This is a genomic window from Xanthobacter nonsaccharivorans (genome assembly GCF_043194755.2).
GTDB lineage: Bacteria > Pseudomonadota > Alphaproteobacteria > Rhizobiales > Xanthobacteraceae > Xanthobacter > Xanthobacter autotrophicus_G.
In genome coordinates, this window is record NZ_CM195526.1 from 974,554 (window position 1) to 987,716 (window position 13,163).

Sequence of the window (13,163 nt, forward strand, 5' to 3'; positions counted from 1 at the left end):
ATGCGGCGATTGCTTCCCCTCGTCCTCGTCTGCCTCCTGCTCGCAGCCGGTTGGCTGTCCACAGGCCAGCCGGCGGTGGCCGGGCCGTTCGTGGCGGAGGTGGAAAGTCCGCCGATCGACACGGGCGATACGTTCGACCTCAATCTCGGCCTTGTGGACGGGGACAGCGTCGAGCCGCCCAACGTCACCCCCCTGACCCGGGATTTCGACATCCTCGACCGGCGCAAGGGGACCATGACGGCGCCCGTCGACGGCCGCGAGGTGCCGATCACCATCTGGCGGCTGACCCTGGCGCCGAAGCACGCGGGCCGCCTCACCATCCCGCCGCTGACGGTGGCGGGGCAGACCTCGGAGGCGCAGACCCTGCTGGTGAACCCCGGCGTGGTGCGCGGGCCCGCGGACAACGCGCCGGCGTCCGTGTCTCTGGAGGCCGCCAACGCGGGGCCCTATTTCGTGTTGAGCGAGGTGCCCGTGCGCCTGCGCATCTACCAGCGGGTCGGCTCGCCTTTGTCCGGCCAGTTCGTGCCCGGCGTGCCGGTGGCGGACGGGCTGCCCCTCCTGCCGCAAAGCCGGTGGCGGTCCTATCCGCGGACCTTCGGCGGCCAGAATTACGTGGTGCGCGAGCTGCCCTACGTGCTGCGGCCCCAGCGCGACGGCACCGTGACCGTGGGGCCGGTGGATGTGGTCATCGACCAGCAGGGCGGGCAGGCGCCGACGACCCTCACCTCCAATGCTCTCGAGATCCCGGTGCAGCCGCGGCCGCCTCAGGTGCAGGGCTGGTTCCTGCCAGCGCGCGCGGTGCGGTTGAACCGCGCATGGATCACCTCGTTGGACAGGGCCAAGGTGGGCTCCGCCCTCATGTATCTCGTCACCCTTCAGGTGGTGGGCACGAGCCCGCGCCAGATGCCGCCCATCGACATCCCCGACGTGGGCGGCGCCCGCCAGTATCCCACCGCGATTCCGCCGCAGCCGAAGCTGATCGACGGCATGCGCGCGGTGATCTCCGCCCAGCGCGTATCCATCGTCCCCACCCGCCCCGGCCCGCTGACGCTGCCGGCGATCAGCATTCCCTGGTGGAATACGGCGACCCAGCAGGTGGAGACGGCGGTCCTGCCGGAGGAGACCATCACCATCGCTCCTTCGGACGTGGAGGCGGAGCCGCTGGCCCTGCGCCAGCCGTCGGATCGCCCGGCACCCGCCGGTCCCGCCGCTTCCGGGGACAGCGCGGCATCCCGTCGCGAGGTCTCGGGCGCGAAGGCGGCGGGCGGCACGATCGCGGACACGGCGCCGGAGGCACCGGCGGGTGGCGGACTTCGCATTCCGGCGCAACTGATGGCGCTGGTCCAGGGATCGCTGCGCGAAGCCTTCTATGCCGTCGCTGGTGGCGCTGTGCTGGTTCTTGTCGTCCTGCTTCTCGTCCGCCGACGGGGCGCAGGCCCGGTGCGTCCCCCGACCGTGGTCCGGAAGACGGCGCCTGACCCGCGGCGGACGTCCCCGTCGCCCTCCCGGGTCGTCGCCGCGTCGAAGACGGATGCGAAGGATCTCGTCCGAGCGGTCCAGGAGGCCTGCCGCAAGGGCGATGCGGTGGCGGCCCATGCGGCCTATCTGGCCTGGCACCGTCGCGCCTGCGGGCAGACGCGCGCCCTCAAGCCGTCGACGCCGCAGATGACGGCGGCGCTCGCCGAGATCGGCCAGCACCTTTATGCCGGCACGGCCGGCGGCTGGAACGGGCGCGCCTTCCAGCGGGCGTTCACGGCCGAGCAGAAGGCGTGGACCAGGGGGCCGGGCCGCCCCGCCGCTTCCCGCCTTGCGCCGCTTTACCCCGGCGCTGGCTAAAGTCCGTCCGCGACCAGGGGCCGTCTTCAGGTCATCAGGGTGCGCAGGTCATCAGAGTGCGCAGGTCGTCGGCGGTGGCGAGGGGGCGGCCGAGGTGCCGCGCCCCCTCCGCCGCACGGCGCACCTGGGCGGCGTTGTTCGCGGCCAGCGTGCCATCGGGCGCGAACAGGTTGTTCTCGAAGCCCACGCGCACATGACCGCCAAGCCCCGCCGCGACCAGCGCGCAGGCATTCTCCTTGGGCCCGAAGGCGCACATGGCCCACAGCCGTGGCGGCGCCCCGGCGGCGAGAAAGGGCAGAAGATCGGCGGGCGTGGAGACCTGCCCGGCGGTGTAGCGGCCGAGCACGAACAGCGGGAAGTCCTCCCCCTCGCCCAGCACGCCGCGCGCCTTCAGCGTCGCGTAGCGCACCACCTCCTCAGCGCTGTAGAGGATGATCTGCACGAACACCTTCTCGCGCCGCAGCCAGGCGAAGAAATCGGCGGCGGCCGGCTCCGAGGCCTCGTCCGGAACGATCTCGCGCAACGCCAGGGAGACGGCTTCCGGGCGCACCGCGCGCACCACGGCGATCTGCTCCGGGGCCTTGTAGCGGCCGGCCGCCTCGGAGGTGACCTGCACCACGAGGCGCGTGCCCACTTCGGCGCGAATGGCGGCGGTGGCCTCCCGGTAGGCGTCGGCATCGAGCAGGTGACGCCCCTCGGCATCGCGCACATGGATGTGGATGAGCGCGGCGCCCGCCTCGGCGATCTCGGCCGCAGTGCGCGCGAGATCGGCGGCGGTCATGGGTAGGGCCGGATGGTCCGCCTTGGTGCGGGAGGCGCCGTTCGGGGCGTTGGCGATGATGAGGGGTGGCCAGTCGCGGGCGTCGGGTGGGGTCATCATGGGTTCCGGAAAGGGTCAGTCGTTGGTCGTCAGGCCCAGCCGCTTCATGCGGTCGTGCAGGGTCTTGCGGGGAATGTTGAGCGCCAGGGCAGCGGCGGAGACACGGTGGCCGGAGGCCTTGAGCGCATCCTCGATCACGAGGCGCTCCACCCGGTCGAGCAGCTCGTTGAGGCTCGGCGCGGCGGCAGCGCCGGAGGCGAAGTCCGGCGCGAGGAAGCCGAGCATGTAGCGCTCGGCCGCATTCTTCAATTCGCGCACGTTGCCGGGCCAGTCCGCCAGCATGAGCGCGCGGCGGAGCGACGGCGGCACCTCGATGACCGGGCGCTGGTACTTCACCGCCGCCTGCACCAGGAACAGCTCGAACAGCAGCGGGATGTCCTCCCGCCGCTCCCGCAGCGGCGGGAGGGAGAGCTTCACCACGTCGAGGCGGAAGAACAGGTCCTTGCGGAAGCGACCCGCGTCGGCGAGGGCGCCGAGGTCCTCCTTGGTGGCGGCGATGACGCGCAGGTCCACGGGGATGGGCGTGTTGGAGCCGAGCCGCTCGATCCGGCGGTCCTGCAGCACGCGCAGCAGCTTCACCTGCATGGCGAGCGGCATGCTCTCCACCTCATCGAGGAAGAGGGTGCCGCCGGAAGCGTACTCGATCTTGCCCACCCGCCGCTTGCCGGCTCCGGTGAAGGCGCCGGCCTCGTGGCCGAACATCTCGCTCTCGAACATGCTCTCGGGAATGGCGCCGCAATTGACCGCGACAAAGGGCTTGTCGCGCCGGCTGCCGCCTTCGTGCAGGGCGCGGGCCACCTGTTCCTTGCCGGCGCCGGTCTCCCCCAGCACCAGCACGTCGGCGGACGTGGAGGCGAGCTGGGCCACGTCGTCGCGCAGCCGACGCAGGGCGGGAGACTGGCCGACGAGGCAGCGCTCGATGGCGTCGCCCCGGTCAAGGGCGGTGCGCAGGCGGCGGTTCTCCATGACGAGGGCGCGCTTCTCCAGAGCGCGCTTCACCACCTCGACGAAGGCGTCCCCGACGAAGGGCTTCTCGATGAAGTCGTAGGCGCCCTCCCGCATGGCGGTCACCGCCATGGCCACGTCGCCATGGCCGGTGATGAGCACCACCGGCAACTCGGGATCGCGCCGGCGGGCATCGGAGAGCAGCCCGAGCCCGTCGCGGTTCGGCAGACGCACGTCGGTGACAACGATGCCCGGAAAATCGCGGTCGATGGCGGGAAGGGCCGCTTCCGCGCTGTCGAAACACGTGACCTCGATGCCGGCGAGGTCAAGGGTCTGCTCGATGGAGATGCGGATCATCTCCTCGTCGTCGATCAGCAGCACGCGCGGGCGGCTCGCATGGCGCGCCGCCGCCTCCGGCTCGGCAAAGGCCCGGTCAGGAAACATGGCGCAGGGGCTCCTCGCCGCGACGGTCGGCGTCCGCGGCATCCATGGCAAGGTCGAAGGCGACACCCCCGTCCGCGCGCCCGCGCGCCGTGAGGGTGGCGCCGAACTCGCGCGCGATGGCGAGCGAGATGGGCAGGCCCAGGCCCAGGCCCTCGCCCGCCGGCTTGGTGGTGAAGAAGGGGTCGAAGATCCGCTCCAGCATTTCCGGTGGCAGGCCGGGGCCGTTGTCCTCCACCGTGAGGACGATGCGTCCGCCCTCCCGCCGCGTGGCGACACGCACGAACGCGCCGGCGCGCCCCTTCACCGCGTCGAGGGCATTGCCCACCAGATTCACCAGCACCTGGCTGAGACGGATGGGCTCGAACTCCGCCATGGTCGCGTCCGGATCCAGCCGCGAGCTGACGGTGACGCCGGCGGCGCGGATGCGCGGGCCGAGGATGGCGAGGCTCTCGGCGAGCACGGACGCCACGTCCACCGGCCCCTTCTCGCTGGAACTCTTGCGGGCGAAGGCGCGCAGCTGCCCGGTGATCTTGCCGAGCCTGTCCACCAGCGCGGCGATGCGGCCGAGATTGGCCTTGGCTTCCGCCTCGCGCCCGTGATCCAGGAGCTTGGCGGCATTGTCCGCGAGGGCCCGCAAGGCGGTGAGCGGCTGGTTGAGCTCGTGGGTCACGCCGGCCGCCATCTGGCCCAGCGTCGCCATCTTGGCCGCCTGCACCAGCTCGTCCTGGGCGGCGCGCAGATCGTTCTCGGCCCGGCGGCGCTCCTCGATCTCGGCGGCGAGGCGGGTGTTGGCGGCGGACAGGTCGCCGGTGCGCGCGGCGACCTTGCCCTCCAGCTCGCGATGGGCGGCGGCAAGGGCCGCCTGCGCCGCAAGGCTCTCCCGCGCCCGCTTCAGGTGCTGGCGCCAATAGAGGCCGATGAGGCCGAGGATGGCGAGGGTCAGGGTCACGCCGATCCGCGCGCTGCGCCCGGCCAGCTGCACGGGAGCGGCATCGGCGAACAGCAGCAGCCGCCAGCCGTAGGTGGGAAGGTCCTTCTCGTCGCGCAGGACGAGGCCGCCGGGCTCGATGTCCGATCCGGCGACAAGGGTGATACCGCCGCTCTCCTGCATCTGCCCGAGGCGGAGCAGGGGATAGGACTTGTGCCCATACTGGCGGGTGCGGGCGATCTCGGCGGCGGTTGCGGCATCGATGGTCTTGAGGCTGCGGAACTTGAACCGCGGATCGGAGGCAAGGAAGACGATGCCGTGCTCGTCCGCCACCAGCACCTTGTCCGCCGCCTCGTGCCAGACGGCTTCGAGCGGATCGAGATTGACCTTGGTGGCCATCACGCCGGCGATCCTGCCGTCCCGCATCACCGGCGCGCTGATGAAATAGCCCGGAACGCCGGTGAGCGTGCCCACGGCGAAGAAGCGCCCGGCGTGGCCGGCCATGGCCTCGGTGAAATAGGGGCGGTAGCTGAAGTCCGCGCCCACATAGGTTTCCGGCGTGTTCCAGTTGGAGGCGGCGATGGTGCGTCCATCCGATTTCAGCAGGTAGAGCACCGTGCCGCCGGCCGCGTGGTTGAGGGTTTCGAGATAGGCGTTGACCCGCGCCACCTGCGCCGCATCGTCTGGGGATGCCAGCAGGCGCTGCACGTTGACGTCGAGGGCTGCCGCGTCCGGCAGGTAGCCGAAGCGCTCGATGGCGCCTTCGAGGCTCTGGGCGTAGATCTCCGCCCGGTGGCGGGTGTCGCTCGCAAGCCGCTCGCCCACGCGTCCTTCCGCAATCTCGCCGGCCTTCAGCACGGCGAGGACCGCTGCGGCCGCCAGCAGGGCGAGCAGCACGACGCGCAGGGCCGCGGCGCGGTTCGATCGCATGGGGCTCCCGTCTCCAGCGCGCAAGTGTCTGGCAGACTTCATGGACCCGGACGGGCGCGGCTCGTCCGGCGCCTGCGGGGACGGATGCTGGGCCTCGCTCAGTCGGTGGTCAAGCCTTTGACCTCCACCTCCTCGAAGCGGTGCTGCTCGGCGGTGACGAGGGCGCCGAGATCCCGCTTCAGGGTGTTGAAGGCGGAGGAGGAACTGTCACGCGGGCGCGGCAGCTCGACCCTGATGTCCTGCTTGATGGTGCCCGGCCGGTAGGTGAGCACGACGATGCGGTCGGCGAGGTAGATGGATTCCTCGATGGAGTGGGTGACGAAGACGATGGTCTTGCCGGTGGCCGCCCAGATGCGCAGCAGCTCGTCCTGGAGGGAGCGGCGGGTGAGCGCATCGAGGGCGCCGAAGGGCTCGTCCATCAGCATCACCGGGCTGTCGAGGGCCAGCACGCGGGCGATGGCGACGCGCTGGCGCATGCCGCCGGACAGGTCCTTCGGGAAGCGGTCGCGAAACTCGGCGAGCTTCAGCATGGCGAGCAGCTCGGCCACCTTCGGCTCGATCTGGGCGCGGCTCATCCCCTTGATCTCGAGACCGAAGGCGATGTTGTCCGCCACCGTCATCCAGGGAAACAGAGCGTATTCCTGGAACACCATGCCCCGGTCCGGGCCGGGGTCGCGCACCGCGCGGCCTTCCACGGTGATGGCGCCGCGGGACGGGGGGGAAAAGCCGGCGATGGCATTGAGCAGCGTCGACTTTCCGCAGCCCGAGGGGCCGAGCAGGCAGACGAACTCGCCCCGGTTGATGGTGAGGTCGATGTCCTTGAGGGCGACGATCTCGCCGCCGGGGACGGCGAACCTCTTGTCCACCCCCGACACGACGATATGGGGGGAAGCGGCACCCGCAAGGGCGGCCGGGGTTGCGGCGAGGCTGGAAAGGGCGGGCATGGACATGGCGGTTCCCTTCAGGATTCCAGGCCGCGATGCCAGCGCAGCAGATGGGAGTTGAGGCGGCTCACCGCGAGGTCGATGGCGAGGCCGATGAGGCCGATCGTCAGCATTCCGGCGATGATCTTGTCCGACCAGAAGTATTCCCGCGCCTCCAGGATGCGGAAGCCGAGGCCGTTGTTGACCGCGATCATCTCCGCCACGATCACCACGATGAAGGCCGTGCCGATGCCGATGCGCGCGCCCGAGAGGATGTAGGGCGTCGCCGCCGGCAGGATCACCCGCCGGAAGATGGTGAGGCGGCTCGCCCCGAGGCTGCGGGCGGCGCGGATGTAGATGCTGTCCACATGGCGCACGCCGGCGATGGTGTTCATGAGCACCGGGAAGAAGGCGCCGATGGCGATGAGGAACACCGCCGGCGCGTTGCCGAGCCCGAACCACAGGATGGACAGCGGGATGTAGGCGATGGGCGGGATCGGCCGCAGCACCTGCATCAGAGGGTTGATGTGGCGGTAGATGGCATCGCTCGTCCCCATGAACAGGCCAAGGGGAAGGGCGAGGCCAGCGCCCACCGCAAAGCCCATCACCACGCGCGAGAGGCTGGAGAGGGAATCGTGGATCATCTCGCCGGAGAATAGCCACGCGAGCCAGGATCCTGCTGCGGGATCATAGGCTTCGAGCGGGGCGAGGTAGGCCCACCAGCGCGCCGCAACCGCCACCGGCGAGGGCAGCACCATGGGATTGACCCAGCCGGCGGAGCAGGCGAGCTGCCAGATGAGGATGACGGCGACGGGCACGAGGAGCCCCTCGCCGAGGGCCCGGAGACGGGATTTGGTCATGGATCCTGCCTCACTTCACGCCGTTGGAGGCCTTGGCGGTATCGAGGAGGTCGAGCTTCACCCAGTCCTCGGCCTTGGCAGGGGTCGACATCTTGCCGACGCCGTACTTGGCCATCACGTCCGTGGTCTTCTGGATGTGGTCGGCGCTCATCTCGAGGGTGTAGGGCGAATTGGCCAGGGCCTCCTGGAACTCCTCGGCCGTCAGCTGGCCCTTGAACACGTCCTGGGTGACGAACTTCTCGGCCGCCTTGGGGTCATTCATGAAGGTTTTCTGGGCCTTCACGAAGCAATCCATCAGTTTCTTCGCAGCGTCGGAATGTTCCTTGTAGAACTTCTCGCTCATCACCAGCGTGCGGATGGGTGAGCCGACGGGGGTGTCGTAGGGCTTCAGCACCTCGATGCCGAAGCCGCGGGCGATGGCCTGGGCGGACTGCGGCTCGGTCTGCATGATGGCGTCCACCTGCTTCTGCAGGAGGGCCTGGTTGAGGTCCGGATAGCCCAGGTAAATGATGTTGATGTCCTTGGCGGACATACCGTTTTTGCCGAGCTCCGCGGCCAGCAGCACCTCCTGGATGGAGCCGCGGGTGACGCCGACGCGCTTGCCCTTCATGTCGGTCACGGACTTGATGCCGGACTCCGGCGTGGCCAGGAGGCGGGCGCCGCCGCTGGCGAAGCCGCCGACGATATAGATGGGGGCACCGTTGCCGCGACCGGAAATGGCTGCCTCGGAGGCGGTGGCGCCCACGTCCAGCTCGCCGGCGAGGATCGCCTGCATCACGTCAGGCCCCTTGGGGAAGAGCTTGAGATCAATGGTGATTCCGCAGCTCGCGGCGATCTCTTTCATGTAGGAGACGCCGGCGAAATGGGCGAGCTTCAGGTTGCCCACACGCACCACCTCCTGCGCGGAGGCCGCTCCGCCAGCGACGGCGGCGAGGAGGGCGGCGGACATGAGGGTGGCGGTGACGCGAAGTTTGCTCAGCAAGGCGCTTCTCCCAGGGGCTCCGGCGCTGCGGCCGGTTCGGATGATGCGCCTTTCCTTGCATCGCGCATGCCAGCCATGCGATGCGTGGATGGCAGCCTGTTGTCCTTGATTCCAAACTGGTTTTTGCGTCAGGCGCGGGTCCGGTGTGGCGGAAATCCGCCACCTGCCGCTCCCCGGCGGCGGGATTTCGCCGCCGGGTCAGGGGAAGAGGGGGCGGGCGGTGGCGACGAGGGTCCGGGCGTCGGCGGCGATGGCCGGGGCGCTCTTGCCGGGCTTGTACAGGGCCGAGCCGATGCCGAAGCCGTCCGCCCCGGCGGCGCGGTATTGGGCCATGTTCGAGGCGTCGATGCCGCCCACCGGCAGCAGCGGGACGTCACTCAGAACCGCTTTCCAAGCCTTTACGATCACAGGCGGAATCCCCTCCGCCGGGAACAGCTTCAGGGCGTCGGCCCCGGCCTTGCGGGCTGCGAAGGCCTCGGTGGGGGTGGCGACCCCGGGGGTGCAGGAGAGACCCTCCGCCTTGGCGGCGCGGATCACCTCCAGGTCGGCATGGGGCATGACGATGAGGCGTCCGCCAGCCGCCTTCACCGCCCTGACGTCGTCCGGCGAAAGCACCGTCCCGGCACCGATCAAAGCCTTGTCGCCGAAGGAGTCCGCCAGCAGTCTGATGGACGTCAGCGGGTTCGGCGAATTCAGCGGCACCTCGATGATGGAGAAGCCCGCCTCCACCAGCGCCGCGCCCACGTCCAAAGCCTCGTCCGGCTTCAGTCCGCGCAGGATGGCGACGAGCGGGCAGGCCGCGAGCGCATTCTGGAAGTTCGACGGCATCGTCTTGAAGTCCCTCAGTCAGATGAAGCCGGCGGCCTGCGCCACCGCGAACTGCCCCGCCGGTCCGCACCCGTCCGGCGCCCGCGCTTGCGGCAGGCCGAGGCGGGTCGCCGCGACCTCGTAGCGCTCCGTCAGGGCGGGGTTGGCGACCAGGGTGAAGGGCTCGTGCCCCCGGGTGGCGTCCATGAGCTCGGCGCCGATGAGGAGGCCGGAGAGGAAGTCGGCGCTGTCCGCCTCCGCGAGCCGTCCCGTCAGCCCCAGCGCTCGGATGGAGAACAGCCGCCCGAGCAGGGCGCCGGCGCCGCCGGTGAGGCCGGCTGCCGCCTCGACGCCGCGGCGGAAGCCGTCCGGCGAGAAACCGCCGTCGCCCATCATCCGGCCGAGGATGGTGTGGCCCTTCAGGGCCGCGAACACCTCGCCGGTCATGTAGGTGGAAAAGGTGGCGATGGCCCCCTCCCGCACCCGCACCCATTTGGAATGGGTGCCGGGCAGCACGAACAGCCCGTCGCTCAGCCGCAGTCGGGAGAGGGCGCCCAGCACCTCCACCTCCTCGCCGCGGATCACGTCCGGCGCGGCCTCCTCGTCCTTCAGCACGCCGGGCACGACGGCGACGCGGCCGAAGCCGGGCGGGGCGTCGGGCACGTCCACCAAAGCGGCGGCGAGGTCGGCGAGGCCGGCGGGGCAGGGGGCGTAGCGCGCCTCCACCCAGCCCTGGCGGCTGCCCACCATGCCGGAGAGCAGCACCGGCAGCGGGCCGTGCGCGTGCGCCCAGCCCCCGGCGACGGCCGCCAGCACTCCGGGAAAGGTGGCGCCGCCCAGCGCCATGATGCCCTGTCCGCTCGCCCGGCGGTCGAGCACGGTCCCGTCCGCGGCCATCAGATAGGCGCGGAGCGAGGAGGTGCCCCAGTCGAGCGTGATGAGCGCGGGCGTCATGGGCAGCCGTCAGTGGTGCAGGATCTGGCCGAGGAAGGCGCGCGTGCGCTCGTTCTTCGGATTGGCGAAGAAGGTCGAGGGCGGGCCTTCCTCCACGATCTCGCCCTTGTCCATGAAGATCACCCGGTCGGCCACCTGCCGGGCGAAGCCCATCTCATGGGTCACGCAGATCATGGTCATGCCGTCGTGGGCCAGGGAGATCATGGTGTCGAGCACCTCCTTCACCATCTCGGGGTCGAGGGCGGAGGTGGGCTCGTCGAACAGCATCACCTTCGGCGCCATGCACAGGGCGCGGGCGATGGCGACGCGCTGCTGCTGGCCGCCGGACAGCTGGCCCGGATACTTGTTCGCCTGCTCGGGAATGCGCACGCGCTCGAGATATTTCATGGCGATGGCCTCCGCCTCCTTCGGCGCGAGGCCGCGCACCTTGCGCGGGGCGAGGGTGCAGTTCTGCAGCACGGTGAGGTGCGGGAACAGGTTGAACGACTGGAACACCATGCCCACCTCGGCGCGCACCTTGTCGAGCCCGCGCGCGGAGGAACCGACCTCGATGCCGTCCACCACGATGCGCCCGCCCTGGTGGTGCTCCAGCGCATTGATGCAGCGGATGAGCGTGGACTTGCCGGAGCCCGAGGGCCCGCAGATGACGATGCGCTCGCCGGCGCGCACGTCCAGGTTCACGGCCTTCAGCGCATGGTAGCTGCCGTAATACTTCTCCACGCCCTCCATGTGGATCATGACAGGGCGGTCGGCGCCGGCGGGGCTGCTGTCGACGGGGGTGGGAGTGAGCATTTCCAGGCCCTTCTCAAATCCTTGGGCGTGTCGATGTGACCTGACGCTTGCCTGCAAAGCCGCCTCGTGCCCCGGCCGACCGGAGCGGGAGCGGAAGGAGAGCCGGGGCCCGGCGCAGGAGTTCACCACAGGCGGCAATGGCGGAGAACGCCGCATTTGTTGCCGGCTGCGCCGAACTTTCCCCTGGGCCCCGGATCGGCGCTCCACCTTCGGTGTCGCTTGTCCGGGGAGGGGGGGCCTTCCGCCGGTGTCCCCCGGCTTGAGGACAAGCCGGGGATGACGGCTGCCCGGGACGGTCAGAAGGTCGGCAGCGTCGGCAGCGGCACCTTGAACCACTTCTGGTTGATGGCGTCGAGCTCGCCATTGTTCTTCACGAAGTAGAGGAAGGTATTGATCCACTGCAGGAAGTCGGTGGAGCCGCGGCGCACGGTGATGCCGTTGTACTGGCTGCGCAGGGTGATCTTCTTCTCGATGCCCATGTCCGGGTTCGCCTCGGCGAGCTGGGTGCCGATGAGGTTGTTGGCGCCGAGCAGGTCCACCTGGCCGGAGATGAAGGCCTGGGCGGCGGTGGCGTCGTCGTCGAAGCGCATGATGGTGGCGCCCTTCGGCACGGCGGCGGTGAGCGCGGTGTCCTGGGTGGAGGCGCGGGCCACTGCGATCTTCTTGCCCACCGTCTGGTCGAGGCTCTTGATCTCCAGCTTCTTCGGGCCGATCAGCTGGATCTCGATGGTGGAGTAGGGGATGGAGAACATCACCTGCTTGGCGCGCTCGGGCGTGATGCCGAACACGGCGATCAGCACGTCCACCTTGTTGGTGAGCAGGTAAGGGATGCGGTTGGGGCCGGTGACGGGCACGAGCTCCACCTCCACGCCCAGATACTTGCCCATGAGGCGAGCCACGTCCGCGTCATAGCCTTCCGGCTTGCCCTGTGTGTCCAGCAGGCCGAAGGGAGCCACGTCCACCAGCATGCCGACGGTGAGCTTCTTCTTGGAGAGGATGTCGTCGATGCTCTGGGCCGAGGCCCCGTGGGAGAGGCCGGTGGCGGCGAGCGCCGCGAGGCCCAGCGCCGCCACGCCGCGTCGCGCGGCCTTCAGGAAGGTGCCGAAATTCATCTTGCTTTCCTCCGGGTTGCCGCTGTTCGCGCGGCCTTTGGGTCAGACTTGAAGAGGGAGAACGCGTTGTCCGGTCAGCCTGCGGCGCAGGCCGGCCGGCGCGTGCTCCGGATCAACGCGATACGGTGCCAAAGCGTTTCTCCAGGTGCCGGGCATAGAGCGAGAGCGGCCAGCACAAGGCGAAGTAGATGGCGGCGACGATGCCGAAGACGAGGAACGGCCGGAACGTGGCGTTGTTCACGATCTGCCCGGCGCGCGTCAGCTCCACGAAGCCGATGATGGAGGCGAGCGAGGTGCTCTTCACCAGCAGCACCAGGAAGCCCACCGTGGGCGCCACCGCGATCTTCGCCGCCTGCGGCAGGATGATCTCCTTCATCCGCGTGACATAGTGCAGGCCCAGCGCCGTGGAGGCCTCCCACTGTCCCTTCGGGATGGCCTGGATGCAGCCGCGCCAGATCTCCCCCAGGAAGGCCGCCGCGTTGAGCGTGAGGCCGATGGCGGCGGCGGCGAGCGGGTCGATGGACGAGCCCAGCATGGTCGCGCCGAAGAAGACGAGGAACAGCTGCATGAGCAGCGGCGTGCCCTGGAACACCTGGATGTAGGCGCCGGCGAGGACGCGCAGCCAGCGCCACGGCGAGGTGCGCGCCAGCGCCACCATGAGGCCGCACGCCGCCCCGCCCGCGAAGGCGATCAGCGAGAGCAGCAGCGTCCAGCGCACCGCCATGAGGAGGAAGAGGAATTCGGCCGAGGTGAACTGGCGGATCATGTCT

The 13,163-nt window shown here is 69.8% G+C and carries 12 protein-coding genes; 1 reads left to right on the forward strand and 11 read right to left on the reverse strand.

Annotated elements, in window-relative coordinates; all coding sequences use genetic code 11:
- On the forward strand, positions 1–1,836 hold the full coding sequence (locus V5F59_RS04465) for a BatD family protein (protein ID WP_393980148.1): 1,836 nt from the start codon (positions 1–3) through the stop codon (positions 1,834–1,836).
- Positions 1,837–1,870: 34 nt separating this feature from the next.
- On the opposite strand, the gene V5F59_RS04470 is transcribed toward V5F59_RS04465, so the two are convergent.
- The 11 genes from V5F59_RS04470 to V5F59_RS04520 all read right to left on the reverse strand — a co-directional run bounded on the left by V5F59_RS04470 (position 1,871) and on the right by V5F59_RS04520 (position 13,159).
- Entirely contained in the window at positions 1,871–2,713 is an 843-nt protein-coding gene (locus V5F59_RS04470) for a beta-keto acid cleavage family enzyme (RefSeq protein ID WP_393980146.1), read from the reverse strand.
- 18 nt (positions 2,714–2,731) lie between these two features.
- Positions 2,732–4,105 (reverse strand): sigma-54-dependent transcriptional regulator, encoded by a 1,374-nt coding sequence (locus V5F59_RS04475; protein WP_393980144.1) that lies wholly within the window; start codon positions 4,103–4,105, stop codon positions 2,732–2,734.
- Positions 4,095–5,963, reverse strand: coding sequence for a sensor histidine kinase (locus V5F59_RS04480; protein WP_393980142.1), 1,869 nt, complete (start codon positions 5,961–5,963; stop codon positions 4,095–4,097). Before V5F59_RS04480 ends, V5F59_RS04475 begins: the two co-directional genes overlap by 11 nt.
- Positions 5,964–6,061: 98 nt before the next feature.
- A complete protein-coding gene (locus tag V5F59_RS04485; protein WP_393980140.1) occupies positions 6,062–6,913 on the reverse strand; it encodes an ABC transporter ATP-binding protein in 852 nt (283 codons plus the stop codon).
- Positions 6,914–6,924: 11 nt separating this feature from the next.
- Positions 6,925–7,746, reverse strand: coding sequence for an ABC transporter permease (locus V5F59_RS04490; RefSeq protein WP_393980138.1), 822 nt, complete (start codon positions 7,744–7,746; stop codon positions 6,925–6,927).
- Between the two features lie 10 nt (positions 7,747–7,756).
- Positions 7,757–8,728: an ABC transporter substrate-binding protein gene (locus tag V5F59_RS04495; RefSeq protein ID WP_393980136.1), complete on the reverse strand. Its 972-nt coding sequence runs from the start codon at positions 8,726–8,728 to the stop codon at positions 7,757–7,759.
- 198 nt (positions 8,729–8,926) lie between these two features.
- Positions 8,927–9,556, reverse strand: coding sequence for a 2-dehydro-3-deoxy-6-phosphogalactonate aldolase (locus tag V5F59_RS04500; protein ID WP_393980134.1), 630 nt, complete (start codon positions 9,554–9,556; stop codon positions 8,927–8,929).
- Between the two features lie 18 nt (positions 9,557–9,574).
- Complete coding sequence (locus V5F59_RS04505; RefSeq protein ID WP_393980132.1) at positions 9,575–10,489, reverse strand: 2-dehydro-3-deoxygalactonokinase; 915 nt, start codon at positions 10,487–10,489, stop codon at positions 9,575–9,577.
- Between the two features lie 9 nt (positions 10,490–10,498).
- Positions 10,499–11,281 carry an amino acid ABC transporter ATP-binding protein gene (locus V5F59_RS04510; protein ID WP_393980130.1) on the reverse strand — a complete coding sequence of 261 codons (783 nt, stop codon included), beginning with the start codon at positions 11,279–11,281 and terminating at the stop codon, positions 10,499–10,501.
- A 296-nt stretch (positions 11,282–11,577) separates the two neighbouring features.
- Positions 11,578–12,393, reverse strand: coding sequence for a transporter substrate-binding domain-containing protein (locus V5F59_RS04515; RefSeq protein WP_393980128.1), 816 nt, complete (start codon positions 12,391–12,393; stop codon positions 11,578–11,580).
- A 112-nt stretch (positions 12,394–12,505) separates the two neighbouring features.
- On the reverse strand, positions 12,506–13,159 hold the full coding sequence (locus V5F59_RS04520) for an amino acid ABC transporter permease (protein WP_393980126.1): 654 nt from the start codon (positions 13,157–13,159) through the stop codon (positions 12,506–12,508).
- Positions 13,160–13,163: the final 4 nt, after the last annotated feature.

Bases quoted from the DNA above. Each gene is read 5' to 3' on its own strand.
- V5F59_RS04490 (WP_393980138.1), bottom strand. From the start codon at position 7,746: ATGACCAAATCCCGTCTCCGGGCCCTCGGCGAGGGGCTCCTCGTGCCC.
- V5F59_RS04475 (WP_393980144.1), bottom strand. From the start codon at position 4,105: ATGTTTCCTGACCGGGCCTTTGCCGAGCCGGAGGCGGCGGCGCGCCAT.
- V5F59_RS04510 (WP_393980130.1), bottom strand. From the start codon at position 11,281: ATGCTCACTCCCACCCCCGTCGACAGCAGCCCCGCCGGCGCCGACCGC.
- V5F59_RS04470 (WP_393980146.1), bottom strand. From the start codon at position 2,713: ATGACCCCACCCGACGCCCGCGACTGGCCACCCCTCATCATCGCCAAC.
- V5F59_RS04515 (WP_393980128.1), bottom strand. From the start codon at position 12,393: ATGAATTTCGGCACCTTCCTGAAGGCCGCGCGACGCGGCGTGGCGGCG.
- V5F59_RS04505 (WP_393980132.1), bottom strand. From the start codon at position 10,489: ATGACGCCCGCGCTCATCACGCTCGACTGGGGCACCTCCTCGCTCCGC.
- V5F59_RS04485 (WP_393980140.1), bottom strand. From the start codon at position 6,913: ATGTCCATGCCCGCCCTTTCCAGCCTCGCCGCAACCCCGGCCGCCCTT.
- V5F59_RS04500 (WP_393980134.1), bottom strand. From the start codon at position 9,556: ATGCCGTCGAACTTCCAGAATGCGCTCGCGGCCTGCCCGCTCGTCGCC.
- V5F59_RS04480 (WP_393980142.1), bottom strand. From the start codon at position 5,963: ATGCGATCGAACCGCGCCGCGGCCCTGCGCGTCGTGCTGCTCGCCCTG.
- V5F59_RS04465 (WP_393980148.1), top strand. From the start codon at position 1: ATGCGGCGATTGCTTCCCCTCGTCCTCGTCTGCCTCCTGCTCGCAGCC.
- V5F59_RS04520 (WP_393980126.1), bottom strand. From the start codon at position 13,159: ATGATCCGCCAGTTCACCTCGGCCGAATTCCTCTTCCTCCTCATGGCG.